Raw genomic sequence first — 25,836 nt, forward strand, 5'->3', positions numbered from 1 at the left:
CGGGCCAGCCCGTTCCGACCTACCCTGCAGCCGACGTTTGCAGGGTAGCGCCGGACCGGGTTGGCCCGCGACGCTTTTGCCCCTCGGGCCGATTTAGGCCAACAAAGTCCCCCCCGATGCTATATCGCCAGCGCGCCATGCGTTAGCATCCCTCTCCGATAGCTCATGGCGGCCCGCACGGCCGTACCAATAAGAAAACGCGCTACTTCTACTTTCAGGGGACTTGGTGATGTTCAAGAAATACCTTTCGCGGCTGCTGGTGGGCATGACCGCTCTGGTGGCGGTGTCCGCCGCCCAGGCCGGGGCCATCGACGAGGCCGTCAAGCGTGGCACGCTGCGTGTGGGCATGGACCCGACCTACATGCCGTTCCAGATGACCAACAAGCGTGGCGAGATCATTGGTTTTGAGGTCGACATCCTCAAGGCCATGGCCAAGTCGATGGGCGTCAAGTTCGAAGCGGTATCCACCGCCTACGACGGCATCATCCCCGCCCTGCTGACTGACAAGTTCGACATGATCGGCAGCGGCATGACCTTGACCCAGGAGCGCAACCTGCGCCTGAACTTCAGCGAGCCTTTCATCGTCGTGGGCCAGACCCTGCTGATCCGCAAGGACCTGGCCGGCGAGATCAAGTCGTACAAGGACCTGAACAACGAGAAGTACCGCCTGACCTCCAAGCTGGGTACCACCGGCGAGATGGTGTCCAAGAAGCTGATCGGCAAAGCCAAGTACCACGGCTATGACAATGAGCAGGAAGCGGTCATGGATGTGGTCAACGGCAAGGCAGACGCCTTCGTCTATGACGCGCCGTACAACGTAGTGGCCGTTGAGAAGGCCGGTGCTGGCAAGCTGCTGTTCCTCGAAGAACCCTTCACCTACGAGCCGCTGGCCTTCGGCCTGAAGAAAGGCGACTACGACAGCATCAACTTCATCAACAATTTCCTGCACCAGATCAAGCATGACGGGACCTACGATCGTATTCACGACAAGTGGTTCAAGAACAAGGACTGGCTCAAGGACATGGAATAAAAGGCAACTTCAGGCCGCAAGCTGCAGGCCGTAGCCAGTGACCGGCCTTGTGGGGTCGGCTACAGGCTGCGGCTTGCGGCTTGCGGCCTGCCGTTTTCCGGAGTATCCAAAGTGATCAAACACAAGAAGGCCCAGTGGCCCTGGCATGGGCTGACTGCACTGGTCCTGGTAGGCCTGGCCGTCAGCCTGTACATGGCGACCTCGATGATTTCCTACGAGTGGCGCTGGAACCGCGTCCCTCAGTATTTCGCTTACCAAGCCGAAGACGTACAGCGCGCGACCGACTATGGCACCGTGCAGGAAATCGTCATCTCCGGTGATGAAGCCCGCGTCACCCTGAAGGATGAAAGCGGGGAGCTTCAGGTCCTGGACGTGGCCAAGGACAGCCTGCAACTGAGCCGCGGCGACGATGTGGCCGAAGGGGACCAGATTGGCGTGACCCGGCACTGGGCCGCAGGTCCACTGGCCTGGGGGTTGTGGACCACCCTGTGGATTTCGGTGGTGTCCGGTGCGCTGGGGCTGGTGATCGGGCTGGTGGCCGGCCTGTGCCGGTTGTCGACCAACCCGACGCTGCATGACCTGTCGACCGTGTATGTCGAACTGGTGCGCGGTACGCCGTTGCTGGTTCAGATCTTCATCTTCTACTTCTTCATCGGCACGGTCCTGAACCTGTCCCGCGAGTTCGCCGGTGTCGCCGCCCTGGCGCTGTTCACAGGCGCCTATGTGGCCGAAATCGTGCGTGCTGGCGTGCAGTCCATCGCCAAGGGGCAGAACGAAGCGGCGCGCTCGCTGGGCCTCAATGCCGGCCAGTCGATGCGTCACGTGATACTGCCCCAGGCATTCAAGCGTGTACTGCCGCCGCTGGCCGGTCAGTTCATCAGCCTGGTCAAGGACACGTCGCTGGTGTCGGTGATCGCCATTACCGAACTGACGAAAAGCGGACGGGAAGCCATCACCACCTCGTTCTCGACCTTCGAGATCTGGTTCTGCGTGGCAGGTTTGTACCTGCTGATCAACCTGCCGCTGTCGCACATTGCCAGCCGGCTCGAGCGGAGGCTTGCGCAAAGTGATTGAAGTCCGTGACCTGCTCAAGGTATTCGACACCCGTGGCCATGTGGTACGGGCGGTCGACAACGTCACCACGCACGTGGCAAAAGGCGAAGTGGTCGTGGTCCTCGGCCCTTCTGGCTCTGGCAAGTCGACCTTCTTGCGTTGCCTCAACGGCCTGGAGCATTTCGATGAGGGCCATGTGGCCATCGCCGGCCTGGATCTGGCGCACCCCAAGACCGACATCAACGCCTATCGCCGCGAAGTCGGCATGGTGTTCCAGCATTTCAACCTGTTCCCGCACATGACCGTGCTGGAAAACCTGTGCCTGGCGCAGAAGGTGGTGCGCAAGCGCAGCAAGGCCGACCGCGAGGCCAAGGCTCGGGCCTTGTTGCAAAAGGTGGGGATCGCGGAGAAAGCCAACGAGTATCCGTCACGGTTGTCGGGCGGTCAGCAGCAACGGGTTGCGATTGCCCGCGCGTTGGCCATGGACCCGAAAGTGATGCTGTTCGACGAGCCCACCTCGGCGCTGGACCCGGAAATGGTAGGGGAGGTGCTGGATGTGATGAAGACTCTGGCCCTGGAAGGCATGACCATGGTCTGCGTCACCCATGAAATGGGCTTTGCACGAGAAGTGGCCGACCGCGTGCTGTTCTTCGACCATGGCAAGCTGCTGGAAGACTCGCCGCCCGCGGAATTCTTTGCCGCACCGAAAGACCCACGTGCGCAGGCGTTTTTGCGGCAAGTGCTCTGAAAGTGAAGGCTACCCTCGCGCAGTGGGTAGCCTTCGGATTGTGCGCTACAGGGCTCCCAAACCAAGCGCTCAGATGTTGAACCGCCTTACCATCCCCCGCAGTTGCTGCCCCAACTGCTCCAGCTCACCACTCGATGCTGCAGTCTGTTCGCTGGCTGCACTGGTCTGATCGGACGCATCACGCACATTCAGCACGCTGCGATTGATCTGTTCGGCCACCACGCTCTGCTGTTCGCTGGCCGTGGCAATCTGCTGGTTCATGCCTTGGATGCTCGAGACCGTCCCTGTGATCTGGCTCAGCGCATCGCCTGCCCTGCGGCTTAACTCCACGCTTTGCTCTGTGAGGTTCTTGCTGCTGTCCAGCAAGCGCGTGACTTCGTCGGTGCCGTTGTGCAGGCTGTCGATCAGTTGACCGATTTCTTCGGTGGCGGTGGAGGTGCGCTGGGCCAGGCCGCGCACTTCATCGGCCACTACCGCGAAGCCCCGCCCGGCTTCACCCGCCCGCGCCGCCTCGATCGCGGCGTTGAGTGCCAGCAGGTTGGTCTGTTCGGAGACCGACTTGATCACGTCCAGAATACTGCCGATGCGCTGACTCTCGCCGGCCAGATGCTGCATGGCTGCCAGGCAATGGTCCATCTGCCCGGACAACTGTTCAATGCGGCCAATCGCTTCGGTCACCACCTGATCGCCCACCTGCGCCTGTTGGTCGGCATTGGTGGCGGCCATCGATGCCTGCTCTGCGTTCTGCGCCACCTCCTGGACCGTGGCGCTCATCTGGTTCATGGCAGTGGCAACCTGGTCGGTTTCTTCTCGCTGCTGGCTGATGCGCACCTTGGTGTCTTCGCTGCTGGAGGCCAGTTGCGACGCGGCTTGCGAGAGTTGCCCGACACCGTGGTCGATGCCGCCGATCAGTTCGCGCAAACTTATCGTCATCTCACGCATGCTGGCCTGGAGCTTGCCCATCTCGTCGCGGCGCTGCACCGGTTCGACCTGGCTCAGGTCCCCTTTGGCGATACGTGCCGCCACATCCAGGGTCTGGCGCAGCGGTTGGGTGATCTGCAATGTGATCAGCCACCCGGCGATCACACCGACCACTAGCGCCAGCAGCGCCACGGTGGTCAACAGCGAGCGGGCGGCCAGTGCTTCCCTGTCGCGTTGTTCGACTTTGCGCTTGCCAAGCTCCAGGCTCACCGAGCGCAACTCGTCGCCGCGGCGCTCCATCGTGTTTTGCAGTTGCTCGGCCTTGACGGCGACCTGGCGGTACTGGTCCAGGGTCGCGCGGTATCGGGCCAATTCGGTGCCTGGTTGCTCGATCACCGTGCGCGGCAGCCCGAGAGGCGCCAGGCCCTTGACCAGTTGAGCCAGGCTGGTACTTGCGGCCTCCAAGGCGCTTTCACCGACTTTGGCGAAGTCTTCGACAGGGGAGAGGGTGTAGACCGGTACCAGGCTTTGCTGGTTGGCGCTCTCCACATGCCGGCTCAGTGTGTCCATCATGCCCAGCACGTTGGTCTGCTGCCCATCGGCAGGCATCTTCAACAGGGCCTGGGTTTCAAGTTCATCGATGGCCGTGCTGAGTTTCTGCCCCTGAACGAGCAGCGCCTGGCGCAAGGTGGTGCGGCTGTTGGCAGTGCGCTGCAGTTCGGCGAAGTCATCGCGCAATTGCTGCAGCAAACCCAGTTTTTCGGTCAGCATCTGCCGTGACTCTTCGACATTGCTGCGCTGCTGCAGCGTAGTCAGCATGTTGCTCAATTGCTCGAGGATGCGGCCGATCCGCGTTTTGCTCTGCTCATCGTCGAGCACACGGTACGTGATGCGCTCAGCGCGCAGGTCCTTGGTCAGGTCATTGATTTCGCCAATTTCACTCAGTTGCTGCGAACGAACGATGGCGCCGTCCAGGGCGCGCCAGCCACTGATCGTGGTGACCAGCGTGAGCAGCAGGACCACGGCGAAACCGAGGGCCAACTTGGCGGCGACGCTGATGTTGCCGAGCTTGCGGTTGAGGTAACCGAGCATGGGGATTCTCCGTGCAAGTGGAAGGAATGAAGAGCACGCGCAATGCGTGCAAGCCATCCCTGCCCATCGGCGGAGGACCTGTAGGACTTGACCTGAAACCCGCGTAGGAAAATTCGGACCATATGGTCAGATCTTTTACGGTTACATAAGCCTTTCGAGCGCAACCGCACGTCTTTCAAAGAGGCTGCGTGGCAGCCTCAGTCTGAATGCGCCGATTGACCGGCACTGTCATTGGCCGTGTCGACAGGCCTGCCCGTCAGAGCTTGAAACGCCTCACCAAACCCTGCAAATGAGTGCCTAGGCGTGCCAGCTCCACACTGGAGCTGGCAGTCTGTTCGCTGGCCGCCGAGGTCTGGTCGGAAATGTCCCGTACGTTGATCACGCTGCGGTTGATCTCTTCGGCCACCGCCGTCTGCTCCTCGGCTGCCGTGGCGATCTGCTGGTTCATCGCCTGGATGGAGGAGACGGTGCGGGTGATGTTTTCCAGCGAACTACCTGCACGGCGGGTCAGTTCGACGGTGCTGTCGGTGAGTTGCCGGCTGCTGTCCATCACGCTCGCTGCGCGCTGTGTGCCGCTTTGCAAACCGGCGATCAGCTCCTCGATCTCCTCGGTGGATTGCTGTGTGCGTTGTGCCAGGCTGCGCACCTCGTCAGCCACCACTGCAAACCCGCGCCCGGCTTCGCCTGCACGGGCCGCTTCGATCGCCGCGTTGAGCGCCAGCAGGTTGGTCTGCTGGGCCACCGACTTGATCACATCCAGTACGCTGCCGATCTTGTCGCTTTCACCCTTGAGCTGGCTCATGGCCTCGCTGGAGTTGGCCACCTCGCTGGCCAGCCGCTCAATCTGCGCTACCGCTTCGCTGACCACACGATCGCCCTCACGGGCCTGCTGGTCGGCCATGACGGCTGCTTCCGAGGCCTGCTCGGCGTTGCGTGCCACGTCGTGAACGGTCGCTGTCATCTGGTTCATCGCCGTGGCAACCTGGTCTGTCTCGACTTTCTGGTTGGTAACGCCTGCGCTGGTCTGCTCGGTCACCGCCGAGAGCTCTTCGGCGGCACTGGCAATCTGGGTTACACCATCACCGATGCCGCCAATCAGCTCGCGCAGGCCTTGGGTCATGCGCTGCATGCTGGCCTGCAACTGGCCAAGCTCGTCTCTACGCAACGAAGGTTCATGCAGGGTGAGGTCGCCGTTGGCCACCCGTTCAGCTCCACGCAGCGCCTCGCGCAGCGGCAGGATGATCTGACGGGTGATCACCCAGGCCGCCAGCAGGCCCAGCAAGACGGCCAGGCCAGTGGCCAACCCCAGCAACGCTTTTGCCTGGGCAGCGGCGGTGTCACGCACCTGGGTCTGCGATGTGGTCATGGCCTGGCTGGTCTGCATCAAGGTCACGCCTTGATCGGCCATTTGCTGCAACGCCTGGGCGCTGGCGCTCTGCGCTTCGCCGAACTGCATCACGGCGTCGCGGTAGCCGCCCATGGCGGTACTGGCCTCGGTCAGGCCGGCGGCGAATTCGGCAGGCAGCTTGGCGGGCAGCCCTCGCAACTCGTCCAGCGCCTGGTCGATGGCCTTGAGTGCGGTCTGCTGATAATCGGCATTACCGCTGTAGGTGTAACCACGCACCTGGAATCGCGCTTGCTGGAGCAGGCTGTTGACGGTGACGGCATATTGGTACTGGGTGATATCGCCCGCTTGAAGCAGGCGCTGCTGAACGCGTCCTACCAGTTCGACTGCCTTGTCCGCGCTGTCCCCCAGCACGCCGCGGCTGGCCTCGCGTCGCACATTCGCCTGCTTGAGCTGCGCGAAGGCCTGCTGGTAGGCCGCTACTGCATCGCGCTGCTGTTCGAGTCGCTGGTGATCGGCGGGTTCGTCGATCTGGCCGAGCATCAGCTGAACCTGACGATCCAGAGTGCCAAGCGCCTTTTCCATCTCACCGATCGAGGCGTCGTCGCGCTGGCGCTCATAATGCTGACGTGCAATGCGCAGCTCCTGGGCGTACTGCTGAATGACCGAGATGTTGCCCAGCTTGTCACCTCTGGCTGTGATGCTGTTCATGCCGTGCCAACCGGTCAGGGTGATGATCAGCGTCAGCAGCAGTACCAGGCCAAAGCCCAGCGCCAGTTTGCGGGTTACACTCACGTTGCCCAAAAGCTGGGCTAACCATCGATTCATAGAAACTCCCTGGCGGCTTGGCAGCACGATTCGTTGTTGTTGCCAATGCCATCGGCCAGGGAAGCGGAAACTTGATGGGGGAAAGCTGACCAGTTCGTCAGAATATGCGTGAGAGCAAGGCCGTGACGGCCGTTTCCACACGCAGGATGCGCGCACCGAGCTGCACTGGGGCCAAACCCGCCTTGCCCAGCAGATCGACCTCGTAGGGGATCCACCCGCCTTCCGGACCAATGGCCAGGGTGACTGGCTGTTCTACAGCGCGAGGGCAGGCAGGATAATCACCTGGGTGACCGACCAGTCCAAGGGTGCCTTCAGCGATGGCGGGCAGACGGTCCTCGACGAACGGCTTGAAGCGTTTTTCGATGATGACTTCCGGCAGCACCGTGTCACGTGCCTGCTCCAGCCCCAATATCAGGTTTTCACGGATGACGTCGCGCTGAAGGAAGGGGGTCTGCCAGAAGCTCTTTTCCACCTTGTAGCTGTTGAGCAGGATCAGGCGAGGCACCCCAAGGGTGGCGACGGTCTGGAACAGCCTGCGCAGCATCTTGGGCCGTGGCACCGCCAGCACCAGAGTCAACGGCAGCTTGGCCGGTGGCGCCTGGTCGAAGCTGACGTGAAGCTCGGCTTCATGACGCTCCAGGCGCTGCACCGTCGCCAGGCCCATCAGGCCGTTGATGCGGCCTACGCGCAGGGTGTCGCCGACGGCGACCCCGTGTACATCCTGCATATGGACGAAGCGCCGATCAGCCAATACGACGCGGTCGGCCGCGATGAAATCGGCCTCCTCCAGCAGCAGCAGGTTCACGACTGCGTCGCGGGTGGTTGGTCTTGATCATCGGCAGGCTGTTCGTCGCTGCCACGCTTGCGAATCAGGCTGCCGCACAGCACGCCGACCTCGAACAGCAGCCACATGGGGACGGCCAACAGGGTCTGGGAGAAGATGTCCGGAGGCGTCAGCACCATGCCGACCACGAAGCAGCCAATGATCACGTAGGGGCGGATCTTCTTCAGGTACTTCACATCGACCACGCCAATCCAGACCAACAGCACCACGGCCACCGGAATCTCGAAGGCCACGCCGAAGGCGAAGAACAGCGTCATCACGAAGTCCAGGTAGCTGGCGATGTCGGTCATCATCGAGACGCCCTCGGGCGTTGCGCTGGCGAAGAAGCCGAAGATCAACGGGAAGACCAGGAAATAGGCAAAGGCCATGCCGGCGTAGAACAGCACGATGCTCGACATCAGCAGCGGTATGGCGATGCGCTTTTCATGGCGGTACAGGCCCGGCGCGATGAAACCCCAGATCTGCTGCAGAATGAAGGGGATCGCCAGGAACAGCGAAACGATCATGGTCAGCTTGAACGGCGTCAGGAAGGGCGAGGCCACGTCGGTGGCAATCATGGTCGCATTGGCGGGCAGATGATCACGCAGCGGCGCCGAGACCAGGGTGTAGATCTGCTGGGCGAAGGAAAACAGCCCGGCAAAGATCAGGAAGATGACGGCAACGCAACGCAGCAAGCGGGTGCGCAGTTCGGTCAAGTGCGAAACCAGCGGCATGGGCTGGTCGTGTTCCGGATTCTCGCTCATGGGGCTCGCGGCGGCTCGGGCGGTACGGGAGTAGGGTGCGCAGTGGCATCGGTTTCGGCTGATGTGGCTGGCAGGCCGGCAGGCGGCTGCACGGTTGCCGTGGTCACCGGAGGCTGGGCAGGCGGCGCATTGGGGTTGAGGATGCGCTTGGCCTGCTCTTCCATGTGCATGATGTGCTCGTTGTGCAGCTGGCGGCGGATGTCATCGGCGCCGATTTCACGCTCGACTTCCATCTTGATGCTGTTGAAGCTGCGTTTGAGCCGACCGATCCACAAGCCTGCCGTGCGGGCGGCGCCCGGCAGGCGCTCGGGGCCGAGCACCAGCAGGGCGACGAGGCCGACGAGCAGCAGCTCGCTGAAACTGATGCCGAACATAAGTCAGTCTTTCCGCTGCGGCTCTTGGACCGGTTGGGCCTGGCCTTCGATGGTGTGGCCCTGGCTGGCTTGGGCGGTGGTGTGCACCGGTTGCACAGGGGGTACGGGCTGGGCCGGAGGAGGGGTAGGTTCAGCTGGCTTGGTTTCCTCTTCGTTCATGGCCTTGCGAAAGCCCTTGATCGATTCGCCCAGGTCGCTGCCCAGGTTCTTCAGCTTCTTGGTGCCGAACACCAGCACGACCACGACCAGCAGGACGATCCAGTGTTTCCAGTCAAAGATACCCATTTCGTACTCCCGAAAATTGTGTGAAGGTCACCGGGCGTCAGCCCTGAACATACATCAGGCCGAAGGCTGGCGGGCGGCTTTTTCGTCATGGCCCGACAACCCGAAGCGCCGGTCGAGTTCATCGAGCACGGCCTGCGGGTGCTGACCCAGGGCGCTGAGCATCACCAGGCTGTGAAACCACAGGTCGGCCGTCTCATAGATGACGTCGCTGCAGTCCTTGCTAAGCGCAGCATCCTTGGCGGCAATGATGGTTTCGACCGACTCTTCGCCGAGCTTTTCCAGAATCTTGTTGAGGCCCTTGTGGTACAGACTGGCCACATAGGAGCTGTCCGGCGCTGCCTGCTTGCGTTCTTCGAGCACGGCGGCCAGCCGGTTGAGGGTGTCGCTCATGTCAGTGTCCTGCGTCGTAGATGGCGTGCGGGTCTTTCAGAACCGGGTCGACGGTGGCCCATTGGCCATTCGAATAGACGCGGTAGAAGCAGCTTTCCCGGCCGGTATGGCAGGCAATGTGGCCCACCTGTTCGACCATGAGGATGATCACGTCGGCGTCGCAGTCCAGGCGCATTTCGTGAAGCTTTTGCACATGGCCCGACTCCTCGCCCTTGCGCCACAGTTTGCCACGCGAGCGCGACCAATAGATGGCGCGTTGCTCAGCAGCGGTCAACGCCAGTGCTTCACGGTTCATCCACGCCATCATCAGCACGCGTCCGGTCTTGTGGTCCTGGGCGATGGCAGGCACCAGGCCATCGCTGTTCCACTTGATCTCGTCCAGCCAGTCTTTCATCGTCGACTCCAAAACGGGCCCGTCTGCGTCGCGGGCCTTTTGCGCTAGTGTGCCAGCCACGGGCGCGGCTGGCTATTGGCGCACGATCAGGTAAAGGCCTGCGGCCAGCATCAACCAGGCCGGCCACGCAGTGGCTGCCGCCAGGCTACCGGCCTGCAGGGCGACACCGCCCAGGATCACGCCCCCGCCCAGCAAGCCGGCACCGAGCAGGCGCAGGGCCCAATGATCGCCATGTCGGCGCTCGGGCATCTTGGGGTCGTGCAGGTGCGGTTGCGACAGGCGTTCGAGCAAGTCCCGGGTCATGTTGGCCAGGTGAGGCAACTGCTCAGCCTGGCTGTGCAGGTTGCCCAGCAACGCCTTGGGGCTCATGCGCTGACGCATCCAGCGCTCAAGATAAGGCTTGGCCGTGCTCCACAGGTCCAGCTCGGGGTACAGCTGACGCCCCAGGCCTTCGATGTTGAGCAGGGTCTTCTGCAGCAGCACCAGTTGAGGTTGCACTTCCATGTTGAAGCGGCGCGCGGTCTGGAACAGGCGCATCAGCACCTGGCCGAAGGAAATGTCCTTGAGGGGTTTTTCGAAGATCGGCTCGCACACGGTGCGAATGGCCGCTTCGAACTCATTGACCTTGGTATTGGCCGGCACCCAGCCCGAGTCGATGTGCAGCTGGGCGACGCGGCGATAGTCGCGCTTGAAGAAGGCAATCAGGTTGCGCGCGAGGTAATCCTGGTCTTCATCGGTAAGGCTGCCGACGATGCCGCAGTCGATGGCAATGTATTTGGGGCTCCACGGCTTGACCGTGCTCACGAAGATGTTGCCCGGGTGCATGTCGGCGTGGAAGAAGCTGTCGCGAAACACCTGCATGAAGAACACTTCGACGCCGCGTTCGGCCAGCATCTTCATGTCGGTGCGCTGATCGGCGAGGGTGGCCATGTCGGTCACCGGTACGCCATAGATACGCTCCATCACCAGCACTTTCGGCCGGCACCAGTCCCAGTAGACCTGGGGCACGTACATCAGCTCGGAATCCTCGAAATTGCGCCGCAGCTGGCTGGCATTGGCCGCCTCGCGAAGCAGGTCGAGTTCGTCGTAGATGGTTTTTTCGTAATCGCCGACAACGTCCACCGGGTGCAGGCGGCGTGCATCGGCAGAGATGCGTTCGGCGCCCTTGGCGATCAGGAACAGCCAGGCGATGTCGGCAGCGATGATCGGCTTGAGCCCCGGTCGGACCACCTTGACCACCACTTCTTCACCGCTTTTCAGGCGTGCAGCGTGCACTTGCGCCACCGATGCGGAGGCCAGGGGCTCCACGTCGAAGCGGCTGAACACCTCACTCACCTTGGCCCCAAGCTGGGCTTCGATCAGCGCCACGGCCTTCTGCGGATCGAACGGCGGTACGCGGTCCTGCAGCAGCATCAGTTCGTCGGCAATATCGGTGGGCAGCAAGTCGCGCCGGGTAGACAGCAGCTGGCCGAACTTGATGAAGATAGGCCCCAGGTCCTGCAGCGCCATGCGCAACCGCGCACCGCGGCTCAGCTCGGAGGCCCGACGCGGCAGCCAGCGCCACGGCAACAGCAGGCGCAGGCTCATCAACCACCAGGGCAGAGGGTAGTCGAACAGCAGGTCATCGAGCCGGTAGCGGATGACGACGCGCTGGATGCGGAAAAGGCGGCGGAAGGCGAGCAGCTTCATGCGTTATCGCTGGAATCAAGGGATCGGGAAAGGCGCAGGATGCGCGCCTCGAGGCGTTCTGTATCGACCTTCATGGCATCGAGTTCGCTGAAGGCGGCCTCGGCTTCGCGCTTGCCTACCAGCGTACGCGATTCTTCCGCCAGGTACTCGGACAGGCTCTGGCTCAAGCGCGCCAGGCCTTGGCGGGTCCAGCGGGTGCGCAGGCGAATGTGCCCTGCGATCAGGGACGTGGGCACCGGGCCCAGCCACTTCTGCAGCTCATGCTCCCAGTCCAGCTCGAGGTCCTGGAGAATGCCGAACAGATCGAGCAGGGCCGCGGTGTCGCCATGCAATTGCACCTGTGGGCTGTGCAGGACTGCTGTCTTGTCCCGCGACAACGCCAGGTGCGCCAGGCTCGCTGCCGGTGCACGCAGCCGACAGTCGACCTCGCCTTCCCAGGCACTGGCCAGCATCAGGCCCTGTTCGTCGGGCAGGATGAAGACCTGCATGGCCGGTTGGCGGCAGTCGATCTCGATGACCTTGCCTTCCAGCGCCGCCAGCCTTGGCAATGCCGTGCTGTCCATGCGCAGGACGCGGTTCAGGCCATGTTCGGCGCTGGCGAGCAGACCGGCCATGAGCATCAGGGCTTGATCCCCCGGTGCACGGCCACGATGCCGCTGGTCATGTTGTGGTAGGTCACCCGGTCGAACCCGGCTTGCACCATCATGGCCTTGAGGGTTTCCTGGTCAGGGTGCATGCGGATCGATTCGGCCAGGTAGCGGTAGCTCTCGGAGTCGTTGGTGATGAGCTTGCCGGCCAGGGGCATGAAGGCGAACGAATAGGCGTCGTAGGCCTTGGACATCAGCTTGTTGGTCGGCTTGGAGAACTCCAGCACCAGCAGGCGGCCGCCCGGCTTGAGCACGCGCAGCATGGAACGAATGGCGTCTTCCTTGTGGGTGACGTTGCGCAGGCCGAAGGCGATGGTCACGCAATCGAAATGGTTGTCCGGAAACGGCAGCTTCTCAGCGTCGGCCTGGACGAACTCGATGTTGCCGGCCACGCCACGGTCCAGCAGGCGGTCGCGGCCGACCTTGAGCATGGACTCGTTGATGTCGGCCAGCACCACGTGCCCGGTCGGGCCCACCAGGCGCGCGAACTTGGCTGCCAGGTCGCCCGTGCCGCCGGCGATGTCGAGCACACGGTTGCCGCTGCGAACGCCCGACAGCTCGATGGTGAAGCGCTTCCACAGGCGGTGCATGCCGCCGGACAGCACGTCGTTCATCAGGTCGTATTTGGCCGCCACCGAGTGGAACACTTCGGCGACTTTGCGCGCCTTCTGGCTCTCAGGCACGTCCTGGTAGCCAAAATGGGTCGTGGGTTCGGCGTGGTCGCCTTTGCGCTGGTCGTTCATATCGCTTCACCGAAATTAATTGACGCCATTCTAGGGCGAACGAGCGGATTTGTCTTGGCGGGGTGTACCGCCAGGCGGGGGCGGGCATAATGTCGATTATGTCTACATGTTCAGGAACACCCGCATGACCCAGATCAGCGTCGAACGCAAACACACCCTTGGGCGCGACGCCGCCCGTGCCAAGGCCCAGGCGCTGGTGGATCGCCTCAGCCGCGAGTATGACCTCAAGGCCTCATGGGATGGCGACCGCGTCGATGTGGCACGCAGCGGTGCGAACGGCAGCGTGCACATCGGCCAGGACAGCATCCGTGTCGATCTCAAGCTCGGCATGATGATGTCGATGATGAGCGGCACCATCAAGGGCGAAATCGAACGGGCGCTGGACAAGGCGCTTGCCTGAATCTGGACACCGGCCATTCGGCCCGGTTCGCCGGGTGATGGCGAACGGGGCGTTTCAGGTGGGCTCGGCAAGAAATTTCATGATGACCGGCGCGATGGCGTGCGGCCGGGTGATCAGAAACAGATGACCATCATCGATGATGTGCAGCTGCGCGTTGGGAATACGCCAGGCCAGCAGACGCATGTTCACCAGCGGAATCAACGGATCGTCATCCCCGGCCAGCACCAGGGTGGGCTGGCGGAGCTTGTGCAGCCAGTGGATGCTGGTCCAGCCAACTGCTGCGAACAGTTGCCAGTAATAACCCAGCTTGCCAGCCGAGCGTGCCGTGGCCGCGTGCTTTAGCGCCAGGTGCGGATCCCGGCGAAACCCGCCGCCATACACCAGCGGTGCGATGCGCATGACATGCGCCGGGTCTACGTACCGGCGGGGGCTGGCCATGCTCCACAGCACCTTGGGCTTGCCAGGCACCATCACCGCCCCTGCCGCCGTGGCGGCCAGGATGAGTTTTCGGCAGCGCTGCGGGTAGTCATGGGCGAATTGCTGAGCCAGCCCACCTCCCCACGACACACCGATGACGTTGACCTGGCCGTAATTTAGCGCGTCGAGCAGCCGAGCGGCGAGCCGGGCAAGCCCTGAAAACCGATAGGGCCGCTGCGGCGTGGATGAACCGCCCACACCCGGGGCATCGAAGGCGATGACCTGCAGGTCGGGGTCCAGTGCCTCGATGAACGGAAATATCAGCTCGAAGTTGGCCCCGATGCCGTTGAAGATCAGCAAGGGCGCCAGGGTCGACTGACCTGGCCGCACGACGGTACGGATGGACAGGCCATCGAGCTCGACCGTTTTGAACACGTAGGGTGACGGCATGCGCATGGCTCCTGGAGCAGGTAAACGCCTTGGCACCGCGCAGGTGGCCACGGCGCAGGGGTTCAACGCTGGTGCACGTAGCGGCCTGGCGCAGACTCGGCTGCAGGATGACTGGGGCACCCCAGGTGGCCCGGCGCCTCGATCAATGCCCCGGCCCGCTCGACCAGCCAGCCCTGCCAGTGCAGCCACCATGAATCGACATGCCTGACGGCGTCCTCTTGCCACGCCAGCGGATCGTCATGCTGGCCACCGCCGGCCTGAAAGCGCGCCTTCGGGTTGCCTGGCGGGTTGATGATGCTCTGGATGTGCCCGCTGTTGGAGAGCACGAACTCGACCTTGCCGCCGAACAGTCGCGCCGAGCGGTAGCAAGCCTGCCAGGGCGTAATATGGTCGGCATTGCCCGCCACGCTGAAGAGATCGCACTTGACCTGCTTGAGGTCGATGGCGGTACCGCAAACGGTGATGCCACCGGGACGGGTGAGCGGATTGCCCCTGTACATCTCGATCAGGTCGGCATGGAATGCGGCGGGCAAGCGCGTGGTGTCGTTGTTCCAGTACAGGATGTCGAACGCTGGCGGCTCGTTGCCGAGCAGGTAATTGTTGACCCAGTAGTTCCAGATCAGGTCGTTGGGACGCATCCAGGCAAACAGCCGGGCCAGATCGCTGCCCTCGAGCACCCCCGCCTGCTGGGATTGACGCTTGGCCGCATCCAGCGCCTGGTCGTCGACGAACAACGCCAGCGCGTTGTCGAGCGTGGCGTCCAGCACGCTGACCAGCAAGGTCAAGGCATTGACCTTGGTTTCATGGCGCGCCGCAAGGTGGCCCAGCAGCGCGGTGCAGGTGATGCCCCCTGAGCATGCACCGAGCATGTTCAGGGTCGCACTGCCGGTGATGCTCAGCACGGCGTCCACTGCCTCGCCCAGTGCTCGCACATAGGTGGACAAGTCCCAATCGCGCTGCGCCCTGGTCGGGTTGCGCCAGCTGACCATGAAGGTCTGTTGGCGGGCGTCCAGGCAGAAGCGCATCAGGCTTTTTTGCGGGCACAGATCAAAGATGTAGAACTTGTTGATCTGTGGGGGCACCACCAGTAATGGCCGTTCATGCACCTGCTCGGTGAGGGGGCTGTACTGGATCAATTCCAGCACCTCGTTACGGTACACGACCGCGCCGCGACTGCTGCCCAGGTCCTTGCCCACCTCGAAAGCATCCATGTTCACCTGGCGGGGCATGCCGCCGTTGTGGACCACATCCCTGGCCAGGTTCGACAGGCCATCAAGCACGCTTTTGCCGCCGGTCTCGAAGAAACGCTTGAGTGCGGCAGGATTGGACAGGTTGTTGGTAGGCGCCAATGCTTCGGTCATGAGCTGGATGACGAACTGCCCACGGCTGATGTCCTCAGGGGGCAGGTCACTGCTGCTGATCCACGCCTGGAGTTCGTTACGCCATGCCAGGTAGCCTTGCAGGTAGCGTCGGTAAAGCGGGTTCTGTGACCAGGTCGGGTCGCTGAAGCGGCGGTCATCGCTGGCAGGGGCGAGGCTCGATTTGCCCAGCACCACATTCTTCAGTTCGAGCCCGAAGGCAAGCGCGTGCTTGGCACTGTGCAAGGGCTGGCGTACGGCCTGACGCAGCACGGTCTGGGCCGTGCCCAACAGGTCCTTGCGTTGAACGCCGACCATCGGGTTCAGGCCCGCGGCGCGTTGCGGGGCCTGCTGCTGATCTTCATTGTTTTTGTTACTCATCCGCGACGCTCCGTTGTCTGAGACGAGTACCGGCTGCCGAGGGGTGCACCGACGTGTCCCCGATACCGCTACTCGGGTAATCCGTGACCACGTCCTGCACTGCTACGGGCGATCAGGCGCCTGCCGCGCCATGCTGGTAAATGGCCACCTCTACTGGTTACCCGAGTTTCAGGCGCGAAGCAACCTGGCGCTGTCGTATGTTCCTTATCACTGTCAGTTGGGTCGGCATGGCGGGCGAAGGCGTTTGCCAGGAGAACAGTTAAAGCATCAGCTTGACCACGGATTCCGAAGGGTCTCGCGTCTTGCCGGCCTTGTGCAGTGCCTCAAGGTATTCGGCCCACAAGACGTCCTGACGCAGACACAACTGTTCCAGGTATTCCCAGGTGAACAGACCACTGTCATGGCCATCGTCGAAGGTGAGTTTCAGGGCGTATTGCCCAGCCGGTTCCAGCCCGACGAGGCCGACGTTGACCTTGCCAAACTGCAGGATGGGGTTGCCGTGCCCCTGGACTTCGGCCGAGGGGGAGTGCACGCGCAGGAATTCGGCGGGCAGGTGGTAGACCTCATCGGGCCCATAGGTGAGGCGCAGGGTCTTGGAGGCTTTGTGCAGGTTGATGGCGGTAGGCATGCGAGCCATGGGCGTGATCTCTGTTTGAGTTACACACCGCACGCTACCCGCTGCACGAAATGCTCGCCAGCTTCTTGAGCAAAAAACCTGTTTCGCCAGGCTGCAAGCGTCGCACGGGGCGCTTGCAGCCTGGCGCGGGCCCGTTACAGGATGTAGCGGGACAGGTCTTCGTTCTGGGCCAGCTCGCCCAGGTGGCTGTTCACATAGGCTGCGTCGATCTGGATCGGCGCTTCGTCATGGGCACTGGCCAGGTCGCCGGCGCTGAACGACACCTCTTCGAGCAGGCGCTCAAGCAAGGTGTGCAGGCGACGGGCACCGATGTTCTCGGTTTTCTCGTTGACCTGGTAGGCGATTTCGGCCAAACGCTTGATGCCATCCTCGACGAACTCGATGTTCAGCCCTTCGGTCTTGAGCAGTGCCTGGTACTGTTCGGTCAGCGAGGCATGCGGCTCGCGCAGGATGCGCTGGAAGTCTTCCGGGGTCAGGGCCTTGAGTTCCACGCGGATCGGCAGACGACCTTGCAGCTCAGGCACCAGGTCGCTCGGCTTGCTCAAGTGGAACGCGCCCGAGGCGATGAACAGGATGTGGTCGGTCTTGACCATGCCCAGCTTGGTGTTGACCGTGCAGCCTTCGATTAGCGGCAGCAGGTCGCGCTGTACACCCTCACGGGAGACATCGGCGCCGCCGACATTGCCGCGCTTGGCGACCTTGTCGATCTCATCGATGAACACGATGCCGTGCTGTTCGACCGCTTCCAGCGCCTTGGCCTTGAGCTCTTCTTCATTGACCAGGCGACCGGCTTCTTCGTCGCGCACCATTTTCAGCGCTTCGCGAACCTTCAGCTTGCGCGACTTGCGTTTGCCCTTGCCCATATTGGCGAACAGGCTCTGCAACTGGTTGGTCATTTCTTCCATGCCAGGGGGGGCGGCGATTTCGACGCCCACGGCATCGGCCACCTCGATTTCGATTTCCTTGTCGTCCAGCTGGCCTTCGCGCAGGCGCTTGCGGAACAGCTGGCGGGTATTGGAATCGGAACTGGTCTGGGCGGCTTCCTCGCTGAAGCTGCTGGCCCGTGCCGGTGGCAGCAGGGCGTCGAGGATGCGCTCTTCGGCGGCATCCTCGGCGCGGTGGCGCACACGGATGATTTCCTGCTCACGCAGCATCTTCAGAGCAGCGTCGGCCAGGTCGCGGATGATGGATTCCACATCGCGGCCCACATAGCCCACTTCAGTGAACTTGGTGGCTTCGACCTTGAGAAACGGGGCATTGGCCAGCTTGGCCAGGCGCCGGGCGATCTCGGTCTTGCCCACGCCGGTGGGGCCGATCATCAGGATGTTCTTGGGCGTCACTTCGGCGCGCAGCTCGGCAGGGAGCTGCATACGGCGCCAGCGGTTGCGCAGGGCGATGGCCACGGCGCGCTTGGCGTCGTCCTGGCCGATGATGTGACGGTTGAGCTCGTGGACGATCTCGCGGGGGGTCATGGACATGATCAATAGGGTCCTCGTACGAATGATTCAGCGTGGAAAAGCCCCGTCACCGAGACGGGGCGCCAAAGCAGCTGATCACTCGGCCAGGTCCTGCTCCTCGATGGTCAGGTTGTGGTTGGTGAACACGCAGATGTCACCGGCGATGTTCAGCGCGGTCTCGGCGATTTCGCGGGCCGAGAGGTCGGTCTTGTTCAGCAGTGCACGGGCTGCGGCCTGGGCGTAGGCGCCGCCGGAACCCATGGCGATCAGGCCGTCTTCGGGCTCGACCACGTCACCGTTGCCGGTGATGATCAGCGAGGCATCCTTGTTGGCCACCGCCAGCATGGCTTCGAGGCGGCTCAGGGAGCGGTCGGTACGCCATTCCTTGGCCAGTTCCACGGCCGCGCGGATCAGGTGGCCCTGGTGTTTCTCCAGTTGGCCTTCGAAGCGTTCGAACAGGGTGAAGGCATCGGCAGTGGCGCCGGCAAAGCCCGCGATGACCTGACCGTGGTACAGGCGACGCACTTTCTTGGCGTTACCTTTCATCACGGTGTTGCCGAGGGATACCTGGCCGTCGCCGCCCATGACGACTTTGCCATTGCGGCGGACTGAAACGATGGTGGTCAAGGGAGAGTCTCCACGCAGCGGGGCGAAAATGCCTGTTGCAAACTCATATGGGGGTGCAGGACGGGATTTCAACCGCGGGGGATGAACGGTTCGAGGAGTGGGGTTCAGAATGGGTGACGAGGTTTTTGTGCCAGGTATGGCGAAACACCGTATGGCGAAACACCTCGATGCGATAAGCGGCATCCCAGGATCCTGGCTTCGCAACCCGTAGGTTGGGGCCGCGCAACGGTCCATCGCGGCACGAGGCCGCCCCCCACACCGCAATGAGTACGCCTCTCAGATACGGACTGCACCGCCATCCCTGTGGTGGCTTTGCCGGGGCGCCGGACCGGCCGCGTGGGCCGCTGCGCGGCCCCAACGCTACAAGCTGTAAAGCTGAACCCTAAACCGCTACACAACTCATTGATCGGCCGGCCCCTGGCTCACGCCTCGTGACAGACGCGCCCATCGACCAACGTATAGCGCACAGCACCCGGCAGGCAGTGCCCGATGAACGGGCAGTTGTCGCCACGGGAGTACCAATGCTCACCCGCCACGGTCGAGGCCTGTGGATCGAATACCACCAGGTCAGCCGCTGCCCCCACCTGCAACTGGCCAGCCGGCAGCCGCATCGCTCCAGCAGGACCGCAGGTCAGGCGCGCCAGCAACGTGGGCAGGTCGAGCAAGCCATCCTGTACCAGCGTCATGGCCAATGGCAGCAACACTTCCACGCTGCTGATACCCGGCTCCGTGGCGCCGAACGGGGCCAGCTTGGCATCGCGCTCATGAGGCTGGTGATGGCTGGCGATCGCCTGGATCACGCCGGTTTTCACCGCCTCGCGCAGGCCATCGCGGTCGGCAGCGCTACGCAGTGGCGGTTGCACGTGGTACAGGCTGGAAAATTCACGCAGCGATTCGTCGGTCAGGATCAGCTGGTACAACGCGACATCGGCAGTCACCGGCAGGCCAAGGCTTTGCGCCTGGGCGATCAACCTGGCGCCACGGGCGCTGGTGATCTGGGTGAAGTGAGCGCGAACACCTGTCTGCTCCACCAGCAGCAGGTTGCGCGCCAAGGCCACGGTTTCGGCAGTTTCAGGGATGCCGGGCAAACCCAGGAAGCTGGCCATGGCCCCTTCGTGGGCAAGGCCGCCCTGGGCCAGGTCGCGGTCCTGGGAGTGGAACACCACCGTCAGGTCGAACGTGGCGGCGTATTCCAGCGCACGGGCCAAAGTGCGGTTGTTGGGTATTTCCTTAAGGCCATTGCCAAAAGCGACGCAGCCGGTGTCGCGCAGGCCTACCAGTTCGGCCAGCTGCTCCCCCTCCAGGCCCTTGGTCAGCGCACCAATCGGGTAGACCTTGCTGTTGCCCGCCTCGCGGGCGCGGTCCAGGATCAGCTCGGCCACTGCCGAGGTGTCCAGGGCCGGGCGGGTCTGCGGCGGGCAGCACAGGCTGGTCACGCCGCCGGCCACGGCCGCGCGGGTCTCGCTGGCGATGGTGCCTTTGCGGCTGTAGCCGGGCTCGCGCAGTGACACGCCCAGGTCCACCAGGCCAGGGGCGACGACCAGGCCATCGGCCTGAAGGGTGCGGCTGGCAGCAAAGCCAGCGGGCGCGGCGCCCATGGCGGCAATGCGGCCACCCTCCAGGTGCAGGTCGGTGACCTGGTCAAGGCCGCTTTGAGGGTCGATGACCCGGGCGCCAAGAATGCTGATGCTCACTGGGCGATCTCCTGGTCGAGTTGACGTTGTACGTTTTGCCCGCTCATGGCCATGGACAACACGGCCATGCGCACGGCGATCCCGTAGGTAACCTGGTTCAGGATCACCGAATGCTTGCCATCGGCCACGGCCGATTCGATTTCCACCCCACGGTTGATCGGGCCGGGATGCATGACGATGGCGTCCGGCTTGGCGCCTGCCAGGCGGGCGGTGGTCAGGCCGAACAGACGGTAGAACTCGCCTTCGCTGGGCAGCAGGCCACCGGTCATGCGCTCACGTTGCAGGCGCAGCATGATCACCACGTCGACATCCTTGAGGCCTTCTGCCAGGTCGGTGTACACCTTCACGCCATACTGCTCGATGCCGACGGGGATCAGGGTTTTGGGGCCGATCACGCGAATGTCCGGGCAACCCAGCGCCTTGAGCGCCAGCATGTCCGAACGCGCCACGCGCGAATGAAGGATATCGCCGACGATGGCAACCGATAGGTTCTCGAAGCCGCCCTTGTGACGGCGAATGGTGAGCATGTCGAGCATGCCCTGGGTCGGGTGCGCATGGCGGCCATCACCGCCGTTGATCACGGCAACCTCCGGGCACACGTGCTCGGCAATGAAGTGCGCCGCGCCCGAATCCGAGTGGCGCACCACGAACATGTCGGCCGCCATGGCTTCAAGGTTGCGCAAGGTATCGAACAGCGTCTCGCCCTTGCTGGTCGAGGAGGTCGACACGTTCAGGCTGATCACGTCGGCCGACAGGCGCTGGGCGGCCAGCTCGAACGTGGTCCGGGTTCGGGTCGAGTTCTCGAAGAAGACGTTGCACACCGTCTTGCCACGCAGCAGCGGCACTTTCTTCACGGCGCGGGCGCCGACTTCCAGGAAGGAATCGGCAGTGTCGAGAATTTCGGTCAGCAGTTCGCGGGGCAAACCGTCAAGCGAAAGGAAATGGCGCAGCTGGCCCTGATCATTGAGCTGCAGCGGGCGCTTGGCGTCGATTGGCGTCATCGCGGGGGACTCTTAAAGGGCGGTAGCGGGGGCGAGGTCCTGGCGCTCGAGGGCGAGCGGCGTGGGTCCGGTCAATTTTACCCGTTCATGGGCCGCCAATGACAAGGTGGCGCCGAGCACATTCGGGCGGATGGGCAGCTCGCCTGCATCCAGGTCCAGCAGGCAGACCAGGGTGACGCTGGCCGGACGGCCATAGTCGAACAGTTCGTTGAGGGCGGCACGAATGGTTCGACCGCTCATCAGCACGTCGTCTACCAGCACCAGGTGCTGGCCTTCGATTTCGAACGGCAGCTCCGAGGGGCGCACCTGCGGGTGCAGGCCATTCTGGCTGAAGTCGTCTCGATAGAACGACACGTCAAGCGTACCCATGGGGCTGGTGTCGTCCATGGCCTGTTGCAACGCCTGGGCCACCCACACACCGCCGGTGCGAATGCCGATGTAGCGTGGCTCGGCGATGGCGCGGCGGGCCAGATGGGCGCGAAGGTCGACAGCCATCTGCCGGATCAGCGCGGCAGGATCAGGTAGGCTCATTGCAGGTTCCTCGGAAGGGTGCGCCGGAGGCATCCGGCCGCGAAGATGATCAGGTATTGGCCTCCAGCCAGCCTTGCAGCAGCAGGGCGGCGGCGATAGCGTCGACCGGGTTGTCCCGGTACGTGCCGCGCTGGCCGCCACGGGCCATGCGCTCGCCCTTGGCCTCGAACGTGGTCAGGCGTTCATCATGGGTATGCACCGGCAGGTTGAAGCGCCCATTGAGGCGGCGGGCGAATTTTTCGGCGCGGGCGCTCATGTCGCTGGGGGTGCCGTCCATGTTCAGCGGCAGGCCGACGACGATGGCGTCAGGTTTCCATTCGGCGATCAGACGCTCGACCTGGGCCCAGTCCGGCACGCCATTCTGGGCGCGCAGCGTACACAGCTCACGGGCCTGGCCGGTGACCGCCTGGCCGACAGCAACGCCAATCTGCTTGGTGCCATAGTCGAAGCCCAGCAGCAGCCGGGGTGCGGCAAGTGCGTCGGCCATCAGGCGTGGCCCGCTTGGCTGGTCAGCAGGTGAAGGTTGATGCCAAGGCTCGCGGCCGCCGCTTCCAGGCGCAGCTCGCTGGTCATGGCAAACAGGATATCCGGGTCGAACGCACAGTTGAGCCAGGCGTTATCGGCCAGTTCGGCCTCCAGCTGGCCCGCTTCCCAGCCGGCGTAACCCAAGGTGATCAGGCTCTTTTCCGGGCCCACGCCTTCCGCGATGGCGAACAGCACGTCCTGGGACGTGGAGAGCGAGAGGCCCTGGAGTTCCACCGTGGCCTGGTAGCTGCACTCGCTGGTGTGCAGCACGAAGCCGCGGTCGGTCTGCACCGGGCCGCCTTGGTAGATGGGTACCTGCAGCGTGCTGGCCGACGGGGTTTCGTCCGGGCGCAACTGCTCGAGGATGTCGGCCAGGTTCAGTTCCTGCGGCTTGTTCACCACAAGCCCCATCGCGCCATGAGCATTGTGCTCGACGATGTACGTGAGGGTCTGGGCGAAGTTCGGGTCGGCCATGTGCGGCATGGCGATCAGGAACTGGTGCTTGAGGTAGCTCGGCGTGAGGTTCTTCATGGGGGATAGTGTGGCGCCACCCGGCCACAGCTGCAAGCGTGCCGGCTCAGTTGCTGGACAACCGATCGCCTCTGGCGAAGCGCCAGGTGCGGATGATTTCCAACCGGTCGTACTCGGCCAGGTCACCGGTGAACGGTGCGAACGGTGCAGCCAGGCGCACAATGCGCTGGGCCGCCTGGTCCAGCACGGGCTGACCGGAGGATTCGAGCACCAGCACTTCGTAGAGTGACCCGTCGCGGTTGATCGAGACCATCATGCGCAGGTTGCCGTAGATCTGCTGCCGGCGTGCCTCGTCCGGGTAGTTCAGGTTGCCCACGCGTTCGACTTTCTTGCGCCACTCCTCCTTGTACCAGGCGCCCTTGTCGCGCATGGTCGAGGCCGCATTCAGGCGATGGATACGCGGGCGCTTGGCATATTGCTGCTGCTCGTTGGCAAGCTCGGCTTCAAGGCTGGCGATCTGGCTGGACAGCTGCGAGCTGTCGAACTCCCGCACGGGCGTGCTCGGCTTGGGCTGGGGCTTGCTTTCCCGGGGCTTGGGCTCGACCTTCTGCGCCTTGGGGGCCTTGGTCGCGACCGCCGACTTCTGTGGAGGCGGCGGTACCTCGGGCCTGGCGGCAGGAGGCGGCGTGATCTTGTTGATCTTGGTGTCCTGGAAAGGCGCAAGCTCGGTGGTCTTGGGCACGGCCTTCTTGTCCAGGGTGCCGCTGCCTTGCTGGTTGTCCTGCGCCTGGAAATCAGCCTTTTCCGGCGGCTTTTCGCTCTTGAACGTGGCCAGGGTGATGTCCATGGTGCGGCTGATCTGCGCCGGCTTGACCACGGTAAAGCCCACTCCGAGGATCAACGCCAGGTGCACCAGCGCCGCCAGAAACAGCGTGAAGCCCAGCCTGTCCACCGGACGAACGCGGGGCGGCAACAGGTCGGCGGGGATGTCAGCGGGCAGCGTCATCAGGTATCCAGGGGCATCGTCGAGCTACAAACGGCACGCGACAGTCAGCAGAAGCACGGGGCGGTTGTGCCGGGCTTGCAGCCTGTCGCTTGCGGGTGAGCATGATACCCCACGCCAGCCCGTTACCGAATGTCCGTGGTCAACGCGCCTTGAGCTGGCGATCAATGGCATCCATCAGCTGGCCGCCGATGTCGGTGCCGTAGGCGGCGTCGATTTCGCGGATGCAGGTGGGGCTGGTCACGTTGATTTCGGTGAGGTAGTCGCCAATCACGTCCAGGCCGACGAACAGCAGGCCTTTCTCGCGCAGTGTCGGGCCCACCTGGGCCGCGATCCAGCGGTCGCGCTCGCTCAAGGGGCGTGCCTCGCCGCGACCACCGGCTGCCAGGTTGCCACGGGTTTCGCCGCTGGCCGGAATACGGGCCAGGCAGTAGTCGATCGGCTCGCCGTCGATCATCAGGATGCGTTTGTCACCGTCCTTGATCGCCGGCAGGTAGGCCTGGGCCATGATCTGTTGAGTGCCCAGCAGGGTAAGGGTTTCGAGGATCACCGACAGGTTTGGGTCGCCCGCCCGGTGACGGAAGATCGACGTGCCGCCCATGCCATCCAGGGGCTTGAGGATCACATCGCCATGCTCGGCGGCGAATGCGCGGATGATGTCCGGGCGGCGGCTGACCAGGGTAGGCGGGGTGCACTGCGGGAACAGCGTGGCGAACAGCTTTTCGTTGCAGTCACGCAGGCTCTGGGGGCGGTTGACCACCAGCACGCCTTCGCTTTCGGCCTGTTCGAGCAGGTAGGTGCTGTAGACGAATTCCAGGTCGAAAGGCGGGTCCTTGCGCATCAGGATCACGTCCAGTTCAGCCAGGGCGCTGTCCTGCTCCTCGCCCAGCTCGAACCAGCGGGCCGGGTCTGCGAACACCGTCAATGGGCGCATGCGCGCACGGGCCTTGCCTTCGCCTTGATACAGGTCGCGCTGCTCCATGTAGAACAGGCTCCAGCCGCGTGCCTGGGCAGCCAGCAGCATGGCCAGCGAACTGTCCTTCTTGTAGGAGATGGACGCAATAGGGTCCATGACAATGCCGAGGCGAACGCTCATGGGGTGGTTCCTCTTGGCGGCGTGGCCGCGATGGATCGAAAGAAAAGTGGCTCAGGGTGGCGCCGCTAACGCCGCCGGTCAAGGGGCGCGGCAGATGGAATGGCTACCCGGACTGTGCTAAAAATGCAGCTTCAAGCCTTTGGCTACACGCCTCAAGCGAAAAGCGGCCATGGGCCCATGGGGCTTTCCTGTCGCGTGCCGCTTGCACCATGCAGCTCAATTCCCCCGGGTAGGCGTCTATGGAACAACCCCTGAAAGTGATGGTAATCGACGATTCACGCACCATTCGCCGCACGGCGCAGATGCTGCTCAGTGAGGTGGGCTGCGAGGTCATCACTGCCAGCGATGGCTTCGATGCCCTGGCCAAGATCGTCGATCACAACCCGGCCGTGATCTTCGTCGATGTCTTGATGCCGCGCCTGGACGGCTACCAGACGTGCGCGGTGATCAAGCAGAACAGCACCTTCAAGGACGTCCCGGTGATTCTGTTGTCGTCGCGCGACGGTTTGTTCGACAAGGCCCGCGGGCGTGTGGTCGGTTCTGATCAGTTTCTGACCAAGCCGTTTACCAAGGAAGAACTGATCGAGGCAATACAGGCCCATGTGCCTGGGTTTGCCACAGCCCAACAAACAGCACCCTGATCGTGCCCTGCCCTGGCACGG

At 63.3% G+C, this 25,836-nt stretch carries 28 protein-coding genes and 2 pseudogenes; 5 read left to right on the forward strand and 25 right to left on the reverse strand.

Annotated elements, in window-relative coordinates:
- Positions 1 to 229 precede the first annotated feature (229 nt).
- The 3 genes from B2Y33_RS05745 to B2Y33_RS05755 all read left to right on the forward strand — a co-directional run bounded on the left by B2Y33_RS05745 (position 230) and on the right by B2Y33_RS05755 (position 2,831).
- Complete coding sequence (locus B2Y33_RS05745) at positions 230 to 1,030, forward strand: transporter substrate-binding domain-containing protein (protein WP_023533017.1); 801 nt, start codon at positions 230 to 232, stop codon at positions 1,028 to 1,030.
- 111 nt (positions 1,031 to 1,141) lie between these two features.
- A complete protein-coding gene (locus B2Y33_RS05750) occupies positions 1,142 to 2,104 on the forward strand; it encodes an amino acid ABC transporter permease (RefSeq protein ID WP_027914053.1) in 963 nt (320 codons plus the stop codon).
- Positions 2,097 to 2,831: an amino acid ABC transporter ATP-binding protein gene (locus B2Y33_RS05755; protein ID WP_027914052.1), complete on the forward strand. Its 735-nt coding sequence runs from the start codon at positions 2,097 to 2,099 to the stop codon at positions 2,829 to 2,831. Before B2Y33_RS05750 ends, B2Y33_RS05755 begins: the two co-directional genes overlap by 8 nt.
- A gap of 69 nt (positions 2,832 to 2,900) precedes the next feature.
- Here B2Y33_RS05755 and B2Y33_RS23165 read toward each other — a convergent pair whose 3' ends face one another.
- From B2Y33_RS23165 to ubiE, 13 genes and pseudogenes are all read right to left on the reverse strand, one after another.
- The gene (locus B2Y33_RS23165; RefSeq protein WP_371923610.1) at positions 2,901 to 3,794 is read right to left on the reverse strand and encodes a methyl-accepting chemotaxis protein; all 894 of its coding nucleotides are present in this window, start codon (positions 3,792 to 3,794) and stop codon (positions 2,901 to 2,903) included.
- A gap of 9 nt (positions 3,795 to 3,803) precedes the next feature.
- A pseudogene (locus B2Y33_RS23170) lies at positions 3,804 to 4,901 on the reverse strand (methyl-accepting chemotaxis protein); the annotation flags it as partial.
- 199 nt (positions 4,902 to 5,100) lie between these two features.
- Positions 5,101 to 5,973 carry a methyl-accepting chemotaxis protein gene (locus tag B2Y33_RS23175; protein WP_371920202.1) on the reverse strand — a complete coding sequence of 291 codons (873 nt, stop codon included), beginning with the start codon at positions 5,971 to 5,973 and terminating at the stop codon, positions 5,101 to 5,103.
- Positions 5,956 to 7,017 (reverse strand): annotated as a pseudogene (locus B2Y33_RS23180) (methyl-accepting chemotaxis protein); the annotation flags it as partial. The gene B2Y33_RS23175 and the pseudogene B2Y33_RS23180, both read right to left, overlap by 18 nt.
- A 97-nt stretch (positions 7,018 to 7,114) precedes the next feature.
- Complete coding sequence (locus B2Y33_RS05770) at positions 7,115 to 7,822, reverse strand: 16S rRNA (uracil(1498)-N(3))-methyltransferase (protein WP_206405205.1); 708 nt, start codon at positions 7,820 to 7,822, stop codon at positions 7,115 to 7,117.
- Positions 7,819 to 8,604 (reverse strand): twin-arginine translocase subunit TatC, encoded by a 786-nt coding sequence (gene tatC / locus B2Y33_RS05775; protein ID WP_027914048.1) that lies wholly within the window; start codon positions 8,602 to 8,604, stop codon positions 7,819 to 7,821. The genes B2Y33_RS05770 and tatC overlap by 4 nt, the downstream gene beginning before the upstream one ends.
- Entirely contained in the window at positions 8,601 to 8,978 is a 378-nt protein-coding gene (gene tatB / locus B2Y33_RS05780; protein WP_027914047.1) for a Sec-independent protein translocase protein TatB, read from the reverse strand. The genes tatC and tatB overlap by 4 nt, the downstream gene beginning before the upstream one ends.
- A gap of 3 nt (positions 8,979 to 8,981) precedes the next feature.
- Complete coding sequence (locus B2Y33_RS05785) at positions 8,982 to 9,263, reverse strand: twin-arginine translocase TatA/TatE family subunit (RefSeq protein WP_027914046.1); 282 nt, start codon at positions 9,261 to 9,263, stop codon at positions 8,982 to 8,984.
- A 54-nt stretch (positions 9,264 to 9,317) separates the two neighbouring features.
- Positions 9,318 to 9,653, reverse strand: a complete 336-nt coding sequence (locus tag B2Y33_RS05790) for a phosphoribosyl-ATP diphosphatase (RefSeq protein WP_023532983.1) — start codon at positions 9,651 to 9,653, stop codon at positions 9,318 to 9,320.
- A gap of 1 nt (position 9,654) precedes the next feature.
- Positions 9,655 to 10,047 (reverse strand): phosphoribosyl-AMP cyclohydrolase, encoded by a 393-nt coding sequence (hisI, locus tag B2Y33_RS05795; protein ID WP_023533064.1) that lies wholly within the window; start codon positions 10,045 to 10,047, stop codon positions 9,655 to 9,657.
- 72 nt (positions 10,048 to 10,119) lie between these two features.
- Complete coding sequence (gene ubiB / locus B2Y33_RS05800; RefSeq protein ID WP_027914045.1) at positions 10,120 to 11,736, reverse strand: ubiquinone biosynthesis regulatory protein kinase UbiB; 1,617 nt, start codon at positions 11,734 to 11,736, stop codon at positions 10,120 to 10,122.
- Positions 11,733 to 12,356: a ubiquinone biosynthesis accessory factor UbiJ gene (locus tag B2Y33_RS05805; RefSeq protein WP_027914044.1), complete on the reverse strand. Its 624-nt coding sequence runs from the start codon at positions 12,354 to 12,356 to the stop codon at positions 11,733 to 11,735. The genes ubiB and B2Y33_RS05805 overlap by 4 nt, the downstream gene beginning before the upstream one ends.
- Positions 12,356 to 13,126 carry a bifunctional demethylmenaquinone methyltransferase/2-methoxy-6-polyprenyl-1,4-benzoquinol methylase UbiE gene (ubiE, locus tag B2Y33_RS05810; RefSeq protein ID WP_027914043.1) on the reverse strand — a complete coding sequence of 257 codons (771 nt, stop codon included), beginning with the start codon at positions 13,124 to 13,126 and terminating at the stop codon, positions 12,356 to 12,358. The genes B2Y33_RS05805 and ubiE overlap by 1 nt, the downstream gene beginning before the upstream one ends.
- A 124-nt stretch (positions 13,127 to 13,250) precedes the next feature.
- On the opposite strand from ubiE, the gene B2Y33_RS05815 reads away from it, so the two are divergent.
- The gene (locus B2Y33_RS05815) at positions 13,251 to 13,526 is read left to right on the forward strand and encodes a polyhydroxyalkanoic acid system family protein (protein ID WP_023533042.1); all 276 of its coding nucleotides are present in this window, start codon (positions 13,251 to 13,253) and stop codon (positions 13,524 to 13,526) included.
- Between the two features lie 54 nt (positions 13,527 to 13,580).
- On the opposite strand, the gene phaZ is transcribed toward B2Y33_RS05815, so the two are convergent.
- The 12 genes from phaZ to gshB all read right to left on the reverse strand — a co-directional run bounded on the left by phaZ (position 13,581) and on the right by gshB (position 25,174).
- Positions 13,581 to 14,393, reverse strand: a complete 813-nt coding sequence (gene phaZ / locus B2Y33_RS05820; RefSeq protein WP_042139516.1) for a poly(3-hydroxyalkanoate) depolymerase — start codon at positions 14,391 to 14,393, stop codon at positions 13,581 to 13,583.
- A gap of 62 nt (positions 14,394 to 14,455) precedes the next feature.
- On the reverse strand, positions 14,456 to 16,132 hold the full coding sequence (gene phaC, locus B2Y33_RS05825) for a class II poly(R)-hydroxyalkanoic acid synthase (protein WP_027914042.1): 1,677 nt from the start codon (positions 16,130 to 16,132) through the stop codon (positions 14,456 to 14,458).
- Between the two features lie 259 nt (positions 16,133 to 16,391).
- Positions 16,392 to 16,769 (reverse strand): gamma-butyrobetaine hydroxylase-like domain-containing protein, encoded by a 378-nt coding sequence (locus tag B2Y33_RS05830; RefSeq protein WP_023532890.1) that lies wholly within the window; start codon positions 16,767 to 16,769, stop codon positions 16,392 to 16,394.
- A 134-nt stretch (positions 16,770 to 16,903) separates the two neighbouring features.
- Complete coding sequence (gene hslU, locus B2Y33_RS05835) at positions 16,904 to 18,247, reverse strand: ATP-dependent protease ATPase subunit HslU (RefSeq protein ID WP_023533050.1); 1,344 nt, start codon at positions 18,245 to 18,247, stop codon at positions 16,904 to 16,906.
- Positions 18,248 to 18,322: 75 nt separating this feature from the next.
- Entirely contained in the window at positions 18,323 to 18,853 is a 531-nt protein-coding gene (gene hslV / locus B2Y33_RS05840) for an ATP-dependent protease subunit HslV (protein ID WP_023533032.1), read from the reverse strand.
- A gap of 422 nt (positions 18,854 to 19,275) precedes the next feature.
- Positions 19,276 to 20,547, reverse strand: a complete 1,272-nt coding sequence (locus B2Y33_RS05845; RefSeq protein ID WP_027914041.1) for a dihydroorotase — start codon at positions 20,545 to 20,547, stop codon at positions 19,276 to 19,278.
- Positions 20,544 to 21,548 (reverse strand): aspartate carbamoyltransferase catalytic subunit, encoded by a 1,005-nt coding sequence (locus B2Y33_RS05850; protein WP_027914040.1) that lies wholly within the window; start codon positions 21,546 to 21,548, stop codon positions 20,544 to 20,546. The genes B2Y33_RS05845 and B2Y33_RS05850 overlap by 4 nt, the downstream gene beginning before the upstream one ends.
- A 12-nt stretch (positions 21,549 to 21,560) precedes the next feature.
- On the reverse strand, positions 21,561 to 22,079 hold the full coding sequence (gene pyrR, locus B2Y33_RS05855; protein ID WP_023533003.1) for a bifunctional pyr operon transcriptional regulator/uracil phosphoribosyltransferase PyrR: 519 nt from the start codon (positions 22,077 to 22,079) through the stop codon (positions 21,561 to 21,563).
- Between the two features lie 49 nt (positions 22,080 to 22,128).
- On the reverse strand, positions 22,129 to 22,566 hold the full coding sequence (gene ruvX / locus B2Y33_RS05860; protein WP_023533019.1) for a Holliday junction resolvase RuvX: 438 nt from the start codon (positions 22,564 to 22,566) through the stop codon (positions 22,129 to 22,131).
- Complete coding sequence (locus B2Y33_RS05865) at positions 22,566 to 23,135, reverse strand: YqgE/AlgH family protein (protein WP_027914039.1); 570 nt, start codon at positions 23,133 to 23,135, stop codon at positions 22,566 to 22,568. The genes ruvX and B2Y33_RS05865 overlap by 1 nt, the downstream gene beginning before the upstream one ends.
- A gap of 46 nt (positions 23,136 to 23,181) precedes the next feature.
- Entirely contained in the window at positions 23,182 to 24,081 is a 900-nt protein-coding gene (locus B2Y33_RS05870; protein ID WP_027914038.1) for an energy transducer TonB, read from the reverse strand.
- 139 nt (positions 24,082 to 24,220) lie between these two features.
- Complete coding sequence (gshB, locus tag B2Y33_RS05875; RefSeq protein ID WP_027914037.1) at positions 24,221 to 25,174, reverse strand: glutathione synthase; 954 nt, start codon at positions 25,172 to 25,174, stop codon at positions 24,221 to 24,223.
- Between the two features lie 239 nt (positions 25,175 to 25,413).
- Here gshB and B2Y33_RS05880 point away from each other — a divergent pair, with 239 nt between their 5' ends.
- Positions 25,414 to 25,815 (forward strand): response regulator, encoded by a 402-nt coding sequence (locus tag B2Y33_RS05880; protein WP_027914036.1) that lies wholly within the window; start codon positions 25,414 to 25,416, stop codon positions 25,813 to 25,815.
- Positions 25,816 to 25,836: the final 21 nt, after the last annotated feature.

The sequence above is a fragment of the Pseudomonas sp. UBA5666 genome (assembly GCF_002420785.1).
Taxonomy (GTDB): Bacteria; Pseudomonadota; Gammaproteobacteria; order Pseudomonadales; family Pseudomonadaceae; genus Aquipseudomonas; species Aquipseudomonas fulva.